General features: G+C 42.6%; 17 protein-coding genes. All 17 read left to right on the forward strand.

The genetic code is table 11. From position 1 onward, the window contains the following. The first annotated feature begins 94 nt into the window (after positions 1–94). The 17 genes from MFP28_RS02015 (at position 95) to MFP28_RS02095 (ending at position 17,075) form a co-directional block, all read left to right on the forward strand. Positions 95–2,641, forward strand: coding sequence for a hypothetical protein (locus MFP28_RS02015; RefSeq protein WP_223331383.1), 2,547 nt, complete (start codon positions 95–97; stop codon positions 2,639–2,641). Positions 2,642–2,814: 173 nt separating this feature from the next. After that, positions 2,815–3,261, forward strand: a complete 447-nt coding sequence (locus MFP28_RS02020) for a LytTR family DNA-binding domain-containing protein (RefSeq protein WP_002908049.1) — start codon at positions 2,815–2,817, stop codon at positions 3,259–3,261. A gap of 4 nt (positions 3,262–3,265) precedes the next feature. Then, positions 3,266–3,940, forward strand: a complete 675-nt coding sequence (locus MFP28_RS02025) for a LiaF transmembrane domain-containing protein (protein WP_002908050.1) — start codon at positions 3,266–3,268, stop codon at positions 3,938–3,940. 130 nt (positions 3,941–4,070) lie between these two features. Then, complete coding sequence (gene rpmB / locus MFP28_RS02030) at positions 4,071–4,259, forward strand: 50S ribosomal protein L28 (RefSeq protein WP_001140948.1); 189 nt, start codon at positions 4,071–4,073, stop codon at positions 4,257–4,259. A gap of 142 nt (positions 4,260–4,401) precedes the next feature. Beyond that, positions 4,402–4,767, forward strand: coding sequence for an Asp23/Gls24 family envelope stress response protein (locus MFP28_RS02035; protein WP_002893676.1), 366 nt, complete (start codon positions 4,402–4,404; stop codon positions 4,765–4,767). A gap of 2 nt (positions 4,768–4,769) precedes the next feature. Further along, a complete protein-coding gene (locus MFP28_RS02040; RefSeq protein ID WP_002908051.1) occupies positions 4,770–6,434 on the forward strand; it encodes a DAK2 domain-containing protein in 1,665 nt (554 codons plus the stop codon). 109 nt (positions 6,435–6,543) lie between these two features. After that, complete coding sequence (locus tag MFP28_RS02045; RefSeq protein ID WP_002908053.1) at positions 6,544–7,152, forward strand: SP0191 family lipoprotein; 609 nt, start codon at positions 6,544–6,546, stop codon at positions 7,150–7,152. 420 nt (positions 7,153–7,572) lie between these two features. Next, positions 7,573–8,448 (forward strand): ABC transporter ATP-binding protein, encoded by an 876-nt coding sequence (locus MFP28_RS02050; RefSeq protein WP_002908055.1) that lies wholly within the window; start codon positions 7,573–7,575, stop codon positions 8,446–8,448. Positions 8,449–8,458: 10 nt separating this feature from the next. Further along, the gene (locus MFP28_RS02055) at positions 8,459–9,193 is read left to right on the forward strand and encodes an ABC transporter permease (RefSeq protein WP_002908056.1); all 735 of its coding nucleotides are present in this window, start codon (positions 8,459–8,461) and stop codon (positions 9,191–9,193) included. A gap of 4 nt (positions 9,194–9,197) precedes the next feature. Beyond that, the gene (locus MFP28_RS02060) at positions 9,198–10,298 is read left to right on the forward strand and encodes a sensor histidine kinase (protein ID WP_002908058.1); all 1,101 of its coding nucleotides are present in this window, start codon (positions 9,198–9,200) and stop codon (positions 10,296–10,298) included. After that, the gene (locus tag MFP28_RS02065; protein ID WP_002908059.1) at positions 10,295–10,894 is read left to right on the forward strand and encodes a response regulator transcription factor; all 600 of its coding nucleotides are present in this window, start codon (positions 10,295–10,297) and stop codon (positions 10,892–10,894) included. Before MFP28_RS02060 ends, MFP28_RS02065 begins: the two co-directional genes overlap by 4 nt. A 261-nt stretch (positions 10,895–11,155) precedes the next feature. Continuing rightward, a complete protein-coding gene (locus MFP28_RS02070) occupies positions 11,156–12,856 on the forward strand; it encodes an acetolactate synthase large subunit (RefSeq protein ID WP_002908061.1) in 1,701 nt (566 codons plus the stop codon). After that, a complete protein-coding gene (ilvN, locus tag MFP28_RS02075) occupies positions 12,849–13,325 on the forward strand; it encodes an acetolactate synthase small subunit (RefSeq protein WP_002893659.1) in 477 nt (158 codons plus the stop codon). Before MFP28_RS02070 ends, ilvN begins: the two co-directional genes overlap by 8 nt. A 64-nt stretch (positions 13,326–13,389) precedes the next feature. Beyond that, on the forward strand, positions 13,390–14,412 hold the full coding sequence (ilvC, locus tag MFP28_RS02080; RefSeq protein ID WP_002902418.1) for a ketol-acid reductoisomerase: 1,023 nt from the start codon (positions 13,390–13,392) through the stop codon (positions 14,410–14,412). 99 nt (positions 14,413–14,511) lie between these two features. After that, on the forward strand, positions 14,512–15,762 hold the full coding sequence (ilvA, locus tag MFP28_RS02085; protein ID WP_002908064.1) for a threonine ammonia-lyase IlvA: 1,251 nt from the start codon (positions 14,512–14,514) through the stop codon (positions 15,760–15,762). A gap of 56 nt (positions 15,763–15,818) precedes the next feature. Then, positions 15,819–16,751: an SPFH domain-containing protein gene (locus MFP28_RS02090; RefSeq protein WP_002908065.1), complete on the forward strand. Its 933-nt coding sequence runs from the start codon at positions 15,819–15,821 to the stop codon at positions 16,749–16,751. A 108-nt stretch (positions 16,752–16,859) separates the two neighbouring features. After that, the gene (locus tag MFP28_RS02095; protein WP_002893653.1) at positions 16,860–17,075 is read left to right on the forward strand and encodes a hypothetical protein; all 216 of its coding nucleotides are present in this window, start codon (positions 16,860–16,862) and stop codon (positions 17,073–17,075) included. Positions 17,076–17,096: the final 21 nt, after the last annotated feature.

The raw sequence follows: 17,096 nt of genomic DNA on the forward strand, positions 1-17,096 counted from the left end.
GGTCTTTAAAATATTTTTACATGGCAAAAAAATCAGCAACCTATAATAAAATTATGGTATATTAGAATAGTAAAAAAAGAAAGGAGGAGCATTTGTGAAGAAAAGACTAATGCTTTTGATTTTGTTGAGCGCTGTGTTTGTCCACGTTGGGCAGGTTCAGGCTTATGATGGTGGTTCAGGTTCCTCAGATTCTGGCGGTTTTGGCTCCAGTACTTCGGATTCCGGCGGATTCGGTTCAGATTCTTCGGACTCCGGTGGTTTCGGTTCAGATTCTTCGGATTCCGGCGGATTCGGTTCAGGTTCCTCAGATTCAGGCGGTTTTGGTTCCAGTACTTCGGATTCAGGCGGTTTTGGTTCCAGTACTTCGGATTCTGGCGGTTTTGGCTCTAGTTCTTCGGATTCCGGCAGTTTAGATTCAAACTCTTCAGACTCTGGAAGCTTTGGTTCCAGTACTTCGGATTCCGGTAGTTTCGGTTCCAGTACTTCGGATTCTGGTAGTTTTGGTTCCAGCTCCTCAGATTCCGACGGTTTCGGTTCCAGCTCTTCAGACTCTGGAAGCTTTGGTTCAGGTTCTTCAGATTCCGACAGTTTCGGTTCAGGTTCTTCAGACTCCGGTAGTTATGGCTCCTCCACTTCAAATAGTGATAGTCTAGGTTTCTCAGATTCTGGAAGTTTCAGCTCTTCAGATTCTACCAGCTTCGGCGGCTATTCTACTTCAGATAATGATAGTCTTGGAATCTCTACTTCAAATAGTAGCTTTGGCTCGTCAGATAGTTCTGGGAATTGGTCCAGTATTGGCGACAGCGACTTGTCGAATGGATCTGGAAGCTGGTCCAGTATTGGGGATACTAGTTCGTCTAAGGATAACAGCGACTTTTCCAGCTTTGGTGATGCTATTTCATCGGGCAACAATTATAGTTCTGGAAGCTGGTCTAGCATTTCTGACGGCAATACAAGTTCTGCAGGTTTGAGCGCAGGAAATTGGACGAGCACCAATGATTCAGTCGCTAAGAAATCTTCCGAGATTTCCGACTCTTTTAGTGATTTTGATACAGGTAATTGGTCTCGAACATCTGATACCTTGGCTGATAATGCTTCGTCAACCAGCAAGACAGTGAGTGACTTTACTTCAGGCGATTGGTCAAGAGTATCTGATTCATCAAGCGATAAATTTTCAACAAGTGGCTTAGGTCTGAACGACTTTACAGCAGGTGACTGGTCGCATGTATCAGATTTTAGTGACAATAGAACGTCAACAAGCGCTGCTTATAGTGATTTGGAGGCAGATAATTGGTCTAGAATCAATGATTCTTTCAACAATTCGGCTTCGTCAACTATCACGGCAACAGATGATTTTACAACAGGAGACTGGACTCGTGTAACCGATGCGTTTGGAAGCCAGCTTTCCAACAAAAGGAACTCTCTAAGTGATTTGACACTTGATGATTGGGCTAGTGTTCAGGATGCTGCATCAAGAACAGCAAGTCTCTCTCCATTGGAGGGTGAATATACTCTTTCTGCAACAAAACCTACAGAGGACTTTGTTAGCACGTCACCAGTAAATCAATGGTCTGTCTTTAATCCAGTCGAGGGTGATTGGAAGCGGATTGATATCTCTGAGAAGTCAAAAACTGTTAACACCCCAACGATGTCAGAGGCTTTGGCTGATTGGGCAGGCTTCAAGCAGACAACCACGAGCAAGGAAGGACTCCCAGGCTTTGCTTTAGACTATGCATCCTCTCTGTCAGCAACAGGAAAAAATCAATTGCTGGGTTCGTTTTTAGACGGAGATTGGCAATGGGTCAGCGAAAGTAAGCCCACTTCAACCCTTTTTAACAATCCTTTAGCTACAGAGGACGTACTCACTAACCAAACTCTTCCAACGACGGTTGACTTAGGCTTATCTCAAACTTTTAGTCGAACACCAGAAGACTATTATCAAGCGGGTGCGATGTTTGCAGGGCCGGTGAGTTGGAGTAAGCCATCGACTTCTGATGGTCGAGTTGATATGAAACAACTTGAAAAAGAACTACGAGAAGAAGATAAACTATCGCAAAAAAATAATAAAGTTCTTCCTTCTGATGATTTTGTAGATAGAAATATTAAGAGAGCTAAGACAGCTTATACTGCAATCAGTGCCAGTACACAGAGAGCTTATGCAGGAGCATGGAATGGATTTATAGATTTTGTTGATCAGCCAGTAATTCAGGACACAATAGAACTGATAGGTATAACTGGCCAGATGAAATCGGATTTTCCGTTGACACCTGGGCAGCAGCAAAAGTTAAATGAAATTACTGAACGAAATAAACAAAGGATAGACTATATTGATAAGAACTATATTCAGTCAGTTAAGAAATCATTGGATAAAGGTGAAGCAGAAAAAATAAATAAGACTGTGAACTCAGGGGTAGAAGAGGCTTCTAAGATTCTTGAGCCGTCAAAAAAAATTACTGATCCTATTGATAAAGTTGTTGGTTTTGGGAAAAATGTTGCAGGCTTTTATAAGGGGGGAGAAAAAGATAATTCCAAAGATAATAAAGCGAATTCAACTAGTAAAAAAGGATCTAAAACACAAGAGAAATCATCTACTAGCTCTAAGTCGGGCAAATCAAAAGCCTCTAAAAACAAGAAAAACTAATTCCTTTTCCTTATATTGTCAAAAAACCGGGACGAGACCCGGTTTTTTGATGTTTGATTCTTGTCAATGTTAGCAGCAAACCACTTACCGCCCAAAATCTACCACTTACTGAAAAAGCCTTGTTTCTCATTTTGAAACTGATATAATAAACGTAGAAAGTAAAGGAGGTAGCAATGAAAATTCGAGTAGAACTGGATTCGGATTTAGCGGAAGTAGAGATTGTCATCAGGGCTGCTCGATTTGATGCTCAGCTCGAGCAAATTCAGCAAGCTCTGGAGCAAGCAACGGCACCGCCCATTATTTTTTATAAGGGAGCTAGCGAATATTTTCTGGATATTGACAATATTCTCTTTTTCGAGACTGACGGTAGCAAGATTTTTGCTCATACGCGTGAGGATGCTTATGAAGTCAAGCACAAGCTCTATGAGTTGGAAGACCGCCTGCCCTATTATTTTTGTCGCATATCCAAATCCAGCATTATCAATAGTAAGGCGATTTACTCGCTGGAAAAATCCTTTTCGGGCAGTAGCAGCGTCCGTTTCTACGATACCCATAAGGAAGTGTATGTGTCTAGGCACTATTATCAAATTTTAAAAGAAAAGTTAAACGAAACGAGGTAACATCATGAGAAAAACAATATTAGGACTGGCTTGCTTACTTCTAGCAGCTTGGGTACTTTTGCAGGGGAATTTCGGGATTCCCGTTATTCACATCAATGTTTGGCCTTTGTTGGTCATTATGGGCTTTGTCTATTTTTCAGCGGAGAGCTTCTATTCTGGCAACATTCCGCTAGGTTTTATCTTTGCCATTATCGCTTTTATCATTGCTAATAGCACTTACGACCTCTTGCCCAATATCTCAGCAAGCGCAGTTAGTTTTGCTGGTATTCTAGCCTGTATCGGTGTCAATTTCTTGGTCAAACCTAGCAAAAAATGGAAATTAAGGCATTTTTCTAAACATTTTTCTGGCGAAGAAATTGGTGGCGAAGGCATTGTCTTTGGCTCAGGCACCCGTTATGTCAATAAGGACAATTTTAGCTATGATGAGCTGACTTGCTCTTTTGGTAGTGCCAAGGTTTACTTTGACAACGCTAAGATAGCTGGGGATTCAGCGACTTTTAAAGTGGAAGTTGCTTTTGGTAATGCCACTCTCTTTGTTCCAAGCTCTTGGCAGGTTGTCAGCAAGGTTGCTTGTGCTTTTGGCGGTGTTTCTCAAGTTCGCGATACCAGTGAAAAAGAAAAAACGCTCTATTTAGAAGGCAGCGTGGCTTTCGGTCATTTGAAAGTGATTTATATCTAATTATTTCTTGTTTTAAAAAGGTGATTATTTGCAAAACTTGGGAACTAGCTCTTGCCAAACTCGGTAAAGTATGGTAGACTTTATAAGTATGTGGTAAAACACCTTAAACTAATCAGGAGGATAAGTATCAATGGCTAAAGTATGTTACTTTACTGGTCGTAAGACTGTATCAGGAAACAACCGCTCTCACGCGATGAACCAAACAAAACGCGCTGTTAAACCAAATCTTCAAAAAGTTACTGTTTTGATTGACGGTAAACCTAAAAAAGTTTGGGCTTCAGCTCGTGCCCTTAAATCAGGTAAAGTTGAACGCGTTTAATCTTTATTTAAAAAGGATGGAAATTTTCCGTCCTTTTTTGCTTGGGAATTTCCGCCTAGACAGTTGATTTAGACCCTTCCTCTTTTACACCCTGTATAAAATATGGTAGAATAAACTATAAAATACTTTTGAGGTACAAATTATGACTGTGAAAATTAATACAAAAGATGGTCAAATTGAGCTGACTGATGATGTGATTGCAACAATCGTCGGCGGTGCAGCGACTGAAATTTTTGGTGTAGTTGGCATGGCCAGCAAAAATGCAATCAAGGATAATTTTCAAGCCCTTTTAGGAAAAGAAAACTATGCTAAGGGCGTGGTTGTGAAAGCGACTGATGAAGGTGATATCGCAGTTGATGTCTACACTGTGTTAAGCTATGGAGTCAAAATCAGCGAAGTTTCTAAAAACATCCAAGAGCGTGTTAAGTTCAGTTTGGAAAACAAGCTCGGAATTACTGCCCATGCAGTGAATGTTTATATCCAAAATATTAAAGTCGTAGGAGAATAATCGTGGCAAATATTACTACTAGTTTATTCCAAGAAATGGTGCAAGCAGCATCTACTCGCTTAAATAAACAGGCTGAATATGTAAACTCTTTGAATGTCTTCCCGGTTCCAGATGGTGATACAGGTACCAACATGGGTATGACTATTGAAAATGGTGCTAAGGAAGTGTCAGATAAGTCTGCTTCAACAGTTGGCGAAGCGGCAGGCATCTTTGCGAAAGGTCTTTTGATGGGCGCGCGTGGTAACTCAGGAGTTATCACTTCCCAGCTTTTCCGCGGTTTTTCTCAAAGCGTGAAGGAGCATGAAGAGCTGACTGGTGAAGATCTAGCACTGGCCTTTCAGTCTGGTGTAGAAGTGGCTTACAAGGCAGTTATGAAGCCGGTTGAGGGAACAATTTTGACTGTTTCCCGCGGTGCAGCGATTGGTGCCAAGAAGAAAGCTGAAGTCACTAATGACGCTGTAGAAGTTATGAAGGCAGCTCTTGAAGGAGCTAAGACTGCTCTGGCTAAGACACCGGATATGCTGCCGGTTCTGAAAGAAGTCGGTGTTGTGGATTCTGGCGGTCAAGGACTGGTCTTTATCTACGAAGGCTTCTTGTCTGCTCTTACAGGCGAATATATTGCGTCTGAGGACTTTGTGGCGACACCTGCGACCATGTCTGAGATGATCAATGCTGAGCATCATAAGTCTGTAGCTGGCCATGTGGCAACGGAAGACATCACTTACGGCTACTGTACAGAAATCATGGTGGCTCTCAAGGCAGGACCAACCTATGTAAAAGACTTTGATTATGATGAATTCCGTAACTACCTCAACGATTTGGGAGATTCCCTGTTGGTAGTCAACGATGACGAAATCGTCAAAGTCCATGTCCATACTGAAGATCCAGGACTGGTTATGCAGGAAGGTCTCAAGTATGGTAGTTTGGTCAAGGTCAAGGTTGATAATATGCGCAACCAGCACGAAGCGCAGGTTGAAAAAGAAGAGCGCTCAGCCAAGCCGGCTCAAGAGAAAGAGTATGCGATTATCGCTGTAGTAGCTGGTGATGGCTTATCTGAAATCTTTAAGGCTCAGGGAGTTGACTACATCATCTCTGGTGGCCAAACCATGAACCCATCTACAGAAGACTTCATCAAGGCTGTGGAGCAAGTCAATGCTCGCAATATTATTATCTTGCCAAACAATAAAAACATCTTCATGGCAGCCCAATCAGCAGCAGAAGTGATTGAGCAGCCTGCAGCTGTTATTGAGACTCGCACAATCCCTCAAGGTTTGACCAGTCTCCTAGCTTTTGATGGCGGCAAGACTATCGAGGAAAACCAAGTGCGTATGACTGCAGCCTTGGCAGAAGTAGTCAGCGGCAGCGTGACGACTGCGGTTCGCGATACGACGATTGATGGCTTGGAAATTCATGAGAATGACAACCTCGGTATGGTGGATGGTAAGATTGTTGTTTCTAATCCAGATATGCTGACAGCTTTGAAAGAAACGTTCAGCAAGATGCTGGATGAAGATAGCGAGATTGTCTCTATCTATATCGGTGAAGACGGCAGCGAAGAATTGGCTAGCAGTCTTGCTCAAGATTTAATGGAACAATTCGAGGATGTAGAAGTAGAAATTCATCAGGGCAGTCAGCCGGTTTATCCATATATTTTTAGTGTTGAATAGCATAAAAAGGCAATCAAAAGGTTGCCTTTTGTCATTTTGTGGAAAATACTTAGACAAGAAACTGGTATTATGTTATACTGTAACAAATAAAAAGTAAAAAAGGTGAACTATGAAAAAATTTTTCATTCTTGTTATTTCTGCTTCGGTGCTCTTGACGGGCTGTGTGCTTCCTAGCTTCAGCAAGCATCGTCCTAGACATTCTTCTGAATCAGCAGCTTCTTCTAGGCGGACTAAATCCAGCTCTAGCTCCAGCTCTAGCGAGTCATCCAGTTCTTCTTCCGAAAGTACAGAGATTGTCTCTAAAACCTTGGTTGGAGACATTGAAGAAATTCATCATCGTGATACAATTACCTATCAGGGCAAGAAAATCTTGAATCTTCGGATGGAATTGCTCACTTCCTTGCCAGAAGAAGCTAGTGCGGCTTCAGCTACCTTGACTCCAGAGGAAATGACGACTATCATTCGTGAAGGAATGCAGTCTGATTCAAACTATGTAGCAGCTAAGAGTCTGGAGGGTGTCAATATTGATTATTCAGTTACAGCAGAGAAGAAATTGCAGACCTTGATTGAAATTGATTTGCAAAAGGTCAATATCGAAGAGGTGGAAAAGAACAGTTTCTTCCAAGGCTTTGGATTAAAGGACATTAAGGATATTACACCTGAGATGTTCATTCTGAGTCTGAAGCTCAATGGTCTCAAAGAAGAGGTGCAGAGCTAAAGTTTAAAAAGCGTTGGTCGCCTCATATCTTACAGATTGAGTAGCTAGTTTATTGAAAAATTTTTTAGATTAGGCTGCTTTGATTCCAGTTTCTATCTAAATTGCAACAGACATACAACTAGTCGGCTCCTCTCAACGAGGGGGACCGGCTTTTTTGTGTCTTCATGCAGAGGGGAGATAAACAGATTATTCCAATATTTGCTAGCTTTGTGCTCTAAAAGCGGAATAGTGACATTTGTCATGTCAGCTGGTGACAAAATCAACTAGTAGGAAAAATTTCTTTGCCTTATAATATAGTTAACAAAATGATAAAAGGTTGCTGTAAGAATTAAAAAAGCATTTGGTCTTTATTCTTCTTCCGGCTTTGGAAAAATAAAGGAAAGATGCACATGCGCTTTATCGAATCAAAGGAGGAGTAAAATGGAACTGATCGAAGTAAAGAAGCTTTCAAAAAGCATTCATGGTAAGGAGATTTTAAAGGATATTTCCTTTGAAATCTCCCAAGGTGACTGTGTGGCCTTGATTGGTCCCAACGGAGCAGGGAAAACGACTCTCATGGACTGTTTGCTGGGCGATAAGTTTATGACAGCAGGTCAGGCTACGATTCAGGGACTCAAGCCGACTGACAATCATCTCAAGCAGTCGGTAGCGATTTTACCACAAGAAAATACAGTGGTGGAGGATTTGAAGGTCAAGGAACTCTTGGCGTTCTTCCAAGCTATTTATCCAAATAGTCTGTCCAATCAAGAAATTGATGACTTGCTGCAATTTACAGACAAGCAAAAGAATCAGTTGGCCAGCAAGCTGTCTGGTGGACAAAAGCGTCTCTTCTCTTTTGTTCTGAGTCTGATTGGCCGTCCTAAGATTCTGTTCTTGGACGAACCGACTTCTGCTATGGACACCTCTACTCGTCAGCATTTCTGGGAAATTGTTAATCAGCTCAAGCAGCAGGGAGTGACCATCGTCTACTCCTCTCACTATATCGAAGAAGTCGAGCATACGGCAGATCGGATTTTGGTGCTGCACAAGGGCGAGTTGATTCGGGACACGACGCCTTATGCCATGCGCAGTGAGGAGCAGGAAAAACACTTTACCTTGCCACTGACTTATCAGTCTGTGCTTGAAAAGCTGGATAATGTGACTGATTTAGAAATCAAGCAAAAGGCTTTATCTTTTGCTACTAGGGATGCTGGACAGGTCTGGCAGGTTCTTCAGGAAAACGGCTGTACAATCGAAGAGATTGAAGTACGTAACCGTACCCTCTTGGATAGTATTTTTGAAACGACACAAGAATAGGAGAGTAATCATGAAAAATATGGTAAGTCTTATGAAGATTGAGTTGATTTTAATGAAGCGGCAGGCTGCTTATTATCTCTTGTCTATTGGTCTGCCCAGCGTCTTTTACCTGATTTTCTCAGGAATGATGTCTGGAAGTGATACGCCTGAGCGTGTGCTTCGAGGATACCTCTTCTCTATGACCCTTTTTAGTATCATGTCTAGTGCTTTCTTTAGCATTCCAAGCACTTTGCAGTCTGATAAAAATAATAACTGGCAAAAAATGATTCAGCACTCGCCAATTTCTATGGTAAAATATTATATATCAAAACTTTGCAGTACGCTGTTGACTTTTATGCTTTCTATTATCGTAGTCTTCTCAATTGGGCATTTTGTTCGCGGGGTTAATCTGCCAATGGTAGACTGGCTTCTTATTGCAGTGATTCTTCTGATAGGAAGTGTAGTCTTTATTGCTATGGGGGTATTGGTCAGTCTCTTACCAAGTGCTCAGCTCATGTCTGTAGTGGGAAATATCGTCTATATGGCACTGGCTGTTCTGGGCGGTCTATGGTTCCCTCTGACTATGTTTCCAAAATGGCTCCAGCCAATCGGTAAGTTGACGCCAAGTTATCAACTGATGCAAGTCGTGTCTTCTTATCTAGAACACCATCAGTTCAATGGCAAGGCCGCTCTGATTGTTCTGATTTATACGGTTTTGGTTAGCATACTTGTGCTGCAGCTCAAAAAGCGAATTGAGGTAAAATAAATTCATGTGGGAAAAACTTAAACAAGTCCACTATATGTTTCATATTGCGCTGGTCTTTATCATCTTTCCAGTTGCGGGAGTAATTAGCGGGGAATACCCGCTTTTCCTCTTGTTCTGGACAGCTATTTTTGTTGCGGCTTACTATGCGGTCTTGTTAAGTAACCATCGCCTTATCCAGTTTTTTTCTTGGTGGTTCTTGGTTGCTTACATATATTATTGTTCGGTCTGGTTAAATGGAGGGTTTGCTTGGTACGTCTTTTATTTATCAAATATGCTCATTTATGAGCTGGATGATGTCTCGTTTAAATCCTGGCGTTTTTTGACCTTTGTCGCCTTGCAGCCTGCTATTTTGCTGACTAATTACTTGTTGGGTCATGTTGGTCCAGCAGAGCTACTCTTCTTTATTGTAACCTTTCTCTTTTCGGATGGCTTGACCTTTGGTCTCCATCGGATTCAGACGACCGAGCGAATCAAGGAAGAAAAGGTAAAACAAAATGCCCAGCTGAATCTTTTTATGGCAGAAAATGAGCGCAATCGGATTGGCCGTGACTTACATGATAGTCTAGGGCATACCTTTGCCATGCTCAGTGTTAAGGCGGAGCTGGCTCAGCAGTTTTTGCAGATGGAAGCCTACGACAAGGCAGCAAAAGAACTGCAGGAAGTGCAAGAGATCAGCAAGAAGTCCATGGCTGATGTTCGGCGGATTATTAACGATCTAAAGAATCGGACGCTGGACGAGGAACTAGTGACCATTCGTGCCATGCTGGAGATGAGCGGTGTTCAGGTCGAGATAGATAACCAGCTCAATGTTGCCAGTATCCCACCGAGTCAGCAGTCAACGATTAGTATGATCTTATTGGAGGCGGCGACCAATATCATCAAGCATGCCAAGGCTAAAAAGAGTAATTTTTCTTTGGTAAAGAAAAACGAAAAGCTTATTTTAGACATTCAGGATGATGGTTGTGGTTTTCAAAAGCTGACTGGTCGGGAGTTGCATAGTATTCGAGAGCGACTGTCTGCCTTGTCAGGAAGTCTTGAAATTCTTAGCAGCCAAGATCCGACGTGGATTCGGATTGAATTGCCATACGGAGGGAAGGAAGCATGAAACTTTTGTTAGCAGAAGATCAAAGTATGCTGAGAGATGCCTTAGCTCAGCTCTTGCAGCTGCAGCCAGATGTCGAAGAAGTCTATCAGGCCGCAGATGGGCAGAAGGCTATTGACTGTTTCAAGTCAGAAACTCTTGATGTAGCTATTTTGGACGTGGAAATGCCCCACCAAACCGGCCTAGACGTTCTCGAATGGGTCAAGGCCAATCGACCCAACATCAAGGTCATCATCGTCACAACCTTCAAGCGACCGGGCTACTTTGAGCGAGCTGTTAAGGCGGATGTAGATGCTTATGTGCTCAAAGAGCGTAGCATTGCGGATTTGATGAAGACCATCCATACCGTTCTAGATGGGCAAAAGGAATATTCGCCGGAATTGATGGAGGTGCTAATGACCAGTAGGAACCCTCTCTCTCAGCAGGAGAGGCTAGTCCTGCAAGCTGCGGCGACTGGCCTGTCCAATAAAGAAATTGCTGAAAAACTCTACCTGTCAAATGGAACGGTTCGTAACTATATGTCTGCTATTTTGACCAAGTTAGATGCCGAAAACCGAACAGAAGCCGTCCGAATCGGGCAAGAGAAAGGCTGGTTATAGCTGGAAGATTCAGCTTTTTAGAAAAGATGAGGAGCGGGAGCTTTCCCATAAACGGAACATTTGAGAGCTAATAATTCTAATGAAAGGTCAGTACTATAAATATAGTTCTGGCTTTTTATCTTTTCTTAGAAAAAAACATTCGGATTTAGAGAAAAAATGTAGAAAAACATTCTGCATGACTTGCAATTTTTTTCAAAAATGTTATCATAGTAGAAAGCTTTTTGAATTTTTAGAAAATTGTAAATAAATGAAAGGGGAAGAATGGAGAAAATCAAATTAGAAACTTCTAAGACAGGCTCAGAGCTTGTTTTGGAAACCTTGAAAAGTCTTGGTGTTGACACGATTTTTGGCTATCCCGGCGGTGCTGTACTGCCACTTTATGATGCTATCTATAGTTTTGAAGGCATCCGTCATATTCTAGGCCGCCATGAGCAAGGCTGTGTTCATGAAGCAGAAGGTTATGCTAAGTCTACTGGGAAAATCGGAGTTGCAGTTGTGACCAGCGGTCCGGGAGCGACTAATGCCATTACCGGTATTGCCGATGCCATGAGTGATAGCGTCCCCCTTTTAGTCTTTACTGGTCAGGTGGCCAAGGCTGGAATCGGTAAAGATGCCTTTCAGGAAGCGGATATTGTTGGGATTACGACTCCTATTACCAAGTATAATTATCAGGTCCGGGAGACGGCAGAAATTCCGCGTATTATTACAGAAGCTATTCACATCGCGACGACAGGTCGTCCTGGGCCAGTCGTTATTGATTTGCCTAAGGATGTCTCCGCTCTGGAAACGGACTTTATCTATGACAGCAAGTTGCATCTGCCGAGCTATCAGCCGACTATTGAGCCTAATGAATTGCAGATTAAGAAGATTATCAAGCAGATTTCTAAGGCTAAAAAGCCGGTCCTTCTTTCGGGAGGCGGTATTAGCTATGCTGGGGCAGCAGCGGAATTGGTTGCGTTTGCGGAGCGATATCAGATTCCAGTAGTCACTAGCTTGTTAGGTCAGGGAACTATTGCGACAGACCATCCTTTGTTCTTAGGTATGGGTGGGATGCACGGTTCTTTTGCGGCCAATATTGCCATGACTGAGGCCGACTTTATGATTAGTATCGGCTGTCGCTTTGATGACCGTCTGACCGGCAACCCAAAAACCTTTGCCAAGAACGCTAAAGTAGCACATATCGATATTGACCCAGCGGAAATTGGAAAAATTATCAGCGTAGACATTCCTATCGTAGGGGATGCTAAGAAAGCCCTGCAGATGCTGCTCAATGAAGAGCAGGTGCATAATAATACCAGCAAGTGGATTGAAAAAGTAACCCAGGACAAGGAGCGGGTTCGCTCATATGATAAGAAAGAACGTGTCGTACAACCTCAAGCTGTCATTGAGCGCGTGGGTGAGCTGACCAAGGGTGATGCCATCGTTGTAACAGACGTCGGTCAACACCAAATGTGGGCCGCCCAATATTATCCGTATAAAAACGAGCGTCAACTGGTAACGTCTGGTGGTCTAGGAACCATGGGCTTCGGTGTACCTGCAGCCATTGGAGCTAAAATTGCCAATCCGGATAAGGAAGTGGTGCTCTTTGTCGGAGATGGTGGCTATCAAATGACAAACCAAGAGATGGCTATTCTCAATATCTATAAGATTCCGATTAAGGTCATCATGCTTAACAATCATTCGCTAGGCATGGTGCGCCAGTGGCAGGAAGCTTTCTATGATGGTCGTACCTCTGAGTCTGTCTTTGAAACTTTGCCAGATTTCCAGCTCATGGCTCAGGCCTATGGTGTTAAATCCTATAAATTTGACGATCCGGAGACTATTGTCCAGGATTTGGAAGTGCTTAAAGAAGATATACCGATGTTTATTGAGGTAGATATCTCTCGTAAGGAGCACGTTCTTCCAATGGTGCCGGCTGGCAAGAGCAATCATGAGATGTTGGGGGTGAAGTTCCATGCGTAGAATGTTGACAGCTAAACTTCAAAACCGTTCGGGGGTTCTGAACCGCTTCACGGGTGTTCTGTCCAGACGTCAGGTTAATATTGAGAGTATCTCAGTCGGAACGACGGAAAATCCGGAAGTATCCCGTATCACCATCATCATTGATGTGGCTTCATTGGCAGAAGTCGAGCAGATTATCAAGCAGCTCAATCGTCAGATTGATGTGATTCGGGTTCGAGATATCACGGACCGCCCTCATTTAGAGCGTGAAGTGATTCTGGTTAAGGTCTCGGCTCCAGCTGACAAGCGGGCAGAGATTCTGTCTATTATCCAGCCATTCCGGGCGACAGTTGTAGATGTAGCACCTAGCTCTATTACCATTCAGATGACTGGTGATGCGGAGAAGAGCGAAGCCTTGCTTCGGGTCATTCGCCCATATGGTATTAAAAATATTGCTCGGACTGGAGCGACAGGCTTTACCCGAGATTAAATCAAACCTTTAATTTGTTAAAACCGCCTAATAGGCAATAAAAATAGAAAAGAGAGTAAAACTTATGGCAGTAACAATGGAATACGAAAAAGATGTAAAAGTAGCAGCACTTGACGGTAAGAAAATTGCCGTAATCGGTTATGGTTCACAAGGACATGCCCATGCACAAAACTTGCGTGATACAGGCCACGATGTGATTATCGGTGTTCGTCCTGGTAAGTCATTTGACAAGGCTAAAGAAGATGGCTTTGATACTTATACAGTAGCAGAAGCAGCTAAATTGGCTGATGTTATTATGATTTTGGCTCCAGATGAAATCCAACAAGATCTCTATGAAGCAGAAATCGCTCCAAACTTGGAAGCTGGAAACGCAGTTGGATTTGCTCATGGTTTCAACATCCATTTTGAATTTATCAAAGTTCCTGCTGATGTAGATGTCTTCATGTGTGCACCGAAAGGTCCTGGTCACTTGGTTCGCCGTACTTTCGAAGAAGGCTTTGGTGTACCAGCTCTGTATGCAGTCTACCAAGACGCTACTGGAAATGCCAAAGACATCGCAATGGACTGGTGTAAAGGTGTTGGTGCGGCTCGTGTTGGTTTGCTTGAAACAACTTACAAAGAAGAAACTGAAGAAGATCTCTTTGGTGAACAAGCTGTCCTTTGTGGTGGTTTGACTGCCCTTATCGAAGCAGGTTTTGAAGTCTTGACTGAAGCAGGCTATGCGCCAGAATTGGCTTACTTTGAAGTGCTTCACGAAATGAAACTGATTGTGGACTTGATCTATGAAGGTGGCTTCAAGAAGATGCGTCAATCTATCTCAAATACAGCCGAATATGGTGACTATGTATCTGGTCCGCGCGTGATTACTGAGCAAGTCAAAGAAAACATGAAGGCGGTCTTGGCAGATATCCAAAACGGTAAATTTGCGAACGACTTCGTTGATGATTACAAGGCTGGTCGTCCAAAACTCACTGCTTACCGCGAGCAAGCTGCTAATCTGGAGATTGAAAAGGTTGGTGCAGAATTGCGTAAAGCAATGCCATTCGTTGGTAAAAACGACGACGATGCTTTCAAGATTTATAATTAAGATAAAGAGCAGATAAGACATTAGGGGTAGGAATGAGAATTCCCAGCCCCTTGTTTTGCTTGATAGAGAATAAACTGGAAGAATAGGGAAGGAAAAAATATGCTCAGAGCAAAAGATATCACTCATGCTCATAAAGTGTTAAAAGATGTGGTTGTCAATACTCCGCTTGACTATGACCACTATTTGTCAGAGAAGTATCAGGCTAAGATTTACCTGAAGAAAGAAAATATGCAGCGGGTGCGCTCTTTTAAACTTCGCGGGGCTTATTATGCCATTTCTCAACTTAATGAAGAGGAGCGCCAGCGTGGGGTTGTCTGTGCTTCTGCGGGAAATCACGCCCAAGGAGTGGCCTATACTTGTAAGGAAATGAAAATTCCAGCAACTATTTTTATGCCTATCACGACTCCTCAGCAGAAGATTGGCCAGGTTCGCTTCTTTGGCGGTGAATTTGTGGATATCAAGCTGGTTGGAGATACCTTTGATGCTTCGGCTAAGGCAGCGCTTGACTATACTAAGGCTGAAAACCGGACCTTTATCGATCCTTTTGACAATGAAGATGTCCAAGCTGGTCAAGGAACAGTGGCTTATGAAATCTTAGATGAGGCCAAGAGAGAAGCTATCGATTTTGATGCAGTTTTGGTACCAGTTGGCGGCGGCGGACTGATATCAGGAGTCTCAACCTATATCAAAGAAAGTCAGCCAACTATTGAAGTCATTGGTGTGGAAGCCAACGGTGCCCGCAGTATGAAAGCAGCTTTTGAAGCAGGTGGTCCAGTCAAGCTCAAAGAAATCGACAAATTTGCGGACGGTATCGCAGTCCAGAAAGTCGGTGCATCAACCTATGAGGTCACACAAAAGAATGTTCAAAATCTTATCGGTGTAGATGAAGGGCTTATTTCAGAGACCATCATTGATCTATATTCCAAGCAAGGGATTGTCGCAGAGCCAGCTGGTGCTGCAAGTGTTGCTGCTTTGGAAGTCCTGAGCGAGTATATCAAGGGGAAAACTATCTGTTGCATTATCTCAGGTGGTAATAATGACATCAACCGGATGCCAGAGATGGAAGAGCGGGCTCTTATTTATGATGGTATCAAGCACTATTTCGTGGTTAACTTCCCGCAGCGTCCAGGTGCCTTGCGTGAATTCGTGAATGATATTTTAGGACCCAATGACGACATCACTCGTTTTGAATATATCAAGCGGGCAAGTAAGGGAACAGGACCAGTTTTGATTGGTATTTCTCTGGCAGATAAGCATGATTATGCTTCTTTGATTAACCGTATTGAGCTGTTCGATCCGTCCTTTATCAATCTGAACGGGAATGAAACACTCTACAATATGCTTGTCTAATTGTAAATATATTTTAGCCTAATTTGTATGCTTTTATTTGAAACTGCAAATTAAATATGTTAGAATATACCATAGTGAATCAAGGAGGCTTGAACATGTTTTTTATTCCATTTTTCTTTATCATATTGGTCATAATCTTTATATTCTTGCTGCTTAGTGCAGTCTATGTGGTTCGTCAGCAATCTGTGGCAATCATTGAGCGTTTTGGACGCTACCACAAAACTAGCAGCAGCGGTATCAATTTCCGTCTTCCTTTAGGGATTGATAAGATAGCGGCTCGTGTTCAGCTGCGTTTGCTGCAGAGCGAGATTGTCGTTGAGACCAAGACACAGGATAATGTTTTCGTAACTATGAATGTTGCGACCCAGTATCGCGTAAATGAGAACAACGTGATTGACGCTTATTACAAACTTATGCGACCAGAAGCTCAGATTAAGTCCTATATCGAAGATGCCCTTCGTTCATCCGTTCCAAAACTGACCTTGGATGAGCTCTTTGAAAAGAAGGACGAAATTGCCCTAGAAGTCCAAAAGCAAGTTGCAGAAGAAATGTCAACCTATGGTTACATTATTGTCAAAACCTTGATTACCAAAGTTGAGCCAGACGCTGAAGTTAAACAGTCTATGAACGAAATCAATGCGGCGCAGCGTAAGCGCGTGGCTGCTCAGGAATTGGCTGAAGCGGATAAGATTAAGATTGTGACAGCTGCTTCTGCGGAAGCTGAGAAAGACCGCCTGCATGGTGTTGGTATTGCTGAGCAGCGTAAGGCCATTGTGGATGGTTTGGCTGACTCCATCAAAGAATTGAAGGGTGCCAATATTGAGTTGACAGAAGAGCAGATTATGTCTATTCTTTTGACCAACCAGTACCTGGATACGCTGAATAATTTTGCAGATAGTTCGGGTAATAATACCATCTTCCTTCCAGCAAATCCAGAAGGTGTCGAAAGTATTCGGACTCAGATACTTTCAGCCCTCAAAGCTAAGTAAAGAAAATTCAGAATTATTTAATTTGTTCGAATTTGGTTTGTTTAAGTTGACAAACTGTATAAAAACAATTATAGTAGTTGATGTAGCTAGAATAGAGAGGAGTAAGAAATGGCTAAATCTAATTTCGAGAAAGTAGAATCTGTTGTTAGTTGGGTACGTGATAAGAAGATCACCGGTTACCGTATTAGTAAAGAAACAAATGCACGTGAAATGTCTATCATTGCTCTTGCTCAAGGACGTGCAAAAGTGAAAAATATCTCTTTTGAAACAGCTCTTGGCTTGATTGATTTCTACGACAAAAACCATGAAAAATTTGAAGACTAAACTTCAAAATCGTGCAACTGA

This window comes from Streptococcus sanguinis (genome assembly GCF_050234405.1).
GTDB classification, from domain to species: Bacteria; Bacillota; Bacilli; order Lactobacillales; family Streptococcaceae; genus Streptococcus; species Streptococcus sanguinis_W.

Excerpts from the sequence above, each read along its gene's own strand:
- MFP28_RS02020 (WP_002908049.1), top strand. The coding sequence starts at position 2,815 with ATGAAAATTCGAGTAGAACTGGATTCGGATTTAGCGGAAGTAGAGATT.
- MFP28_RS02025 (WP_002908050.1), top strand. The coding sequence starts at position 3,266 with ATGAGAAAAACAATATTAGGACTGGCTTGCTTACTTCTAGCAGCTTGG.
- rpmB (WP_001140948.1), top strand. The coding sequence starts at position 4,071 with ATGGCTAAAGTATGTTACTTTACTGGTCGTAAGACTGTATCAGGAAAC.
- MFP28_RS02035 (WP_002893676.1), top strand. The coding sequence starts at position 4,402 with ATGACTGTGAAAATTAATACAAAAGATGGTCAAATTGAGCTGACTGAT.
- MFP28_RS02045 (WP_002908053.1), top strand. The coding sequence starts at position 6,544 with ATGAAAAAATTTTTCATTCTTGTTATTTCTGCTTCGGTGCTCTTGACG.
- MFP28_RS02050 (WP_002908055.1), top strand. The coding sequence starts at position 7,573 with ATGGAACTGATCGAAGTAAAGAAGCTTTCAAAAAGCATTCATGGTAAG.
- MFP28_RS02055 (WP_002908056.1), top strand. The coding sequence starts at position 8,459 with ATGAAAAATATGGTAAGTCTTATGAAGATTGAGTTGATTTTAATGAAG.
- MFP28_RS02060 (WP_002908058.1), top strand. The coding sequence starts at position 9,198 with ATGTGGGAAAAACTTAAACAAGTCCACTATATGTTTCATATTGCGCTG.
- MFP28_RS02065 (WP_002908059.1), top strand. The coding sequence starts at position 10,295 with ATGAAACTTTTGTTAGCAGAAGATCAAAGTATGCTGAGAGATGCCTTA.
- MFP28_RS02070 (WP_002908061.1), top strand. The coding sequence starts at position 11,156 with ATGGAGAAAATCAAATTAGAAACTTCTAAGACAGGCTCAGAGCTTGTT.
- ilvN (WP_002893659.1), top strand. The coding sequence starts at position 12,849 with ATGCGTAGAATGTTGACAGCTAAACTTCAAAACCGTTCGGGGGTTCTG.
- ilvC (WP_002902418.1), top strand. The coding sequence starts at position 13,390 with ATGGCAGTAACAATGGAATACGAAAAAGATGTAAAAGTAGCAGCACTT.
- ilvA (WP_002908064.1), top strand. The coding sequence starts at position 14,512 with ATGCTCAGAGCAAAAGATATCACTCATGCTCATAAAGTGTTAAAAGAT.
- MFP28_RS02090 (WP_002908065.1), top strand. The coding sequence starts at position 15,819 with ATGTTAGAATATACCATAGTGAATCAAGGAGGCTTGAACATGTTTTTT.
- MFP28_RS02095 (WP_002893653.1), top strand. The coding sequence starts at position 16,860 with ATGGCTAAATCTAATTTCGAGAAAGTAGAATCTGTTGTTAGTTGGGTA.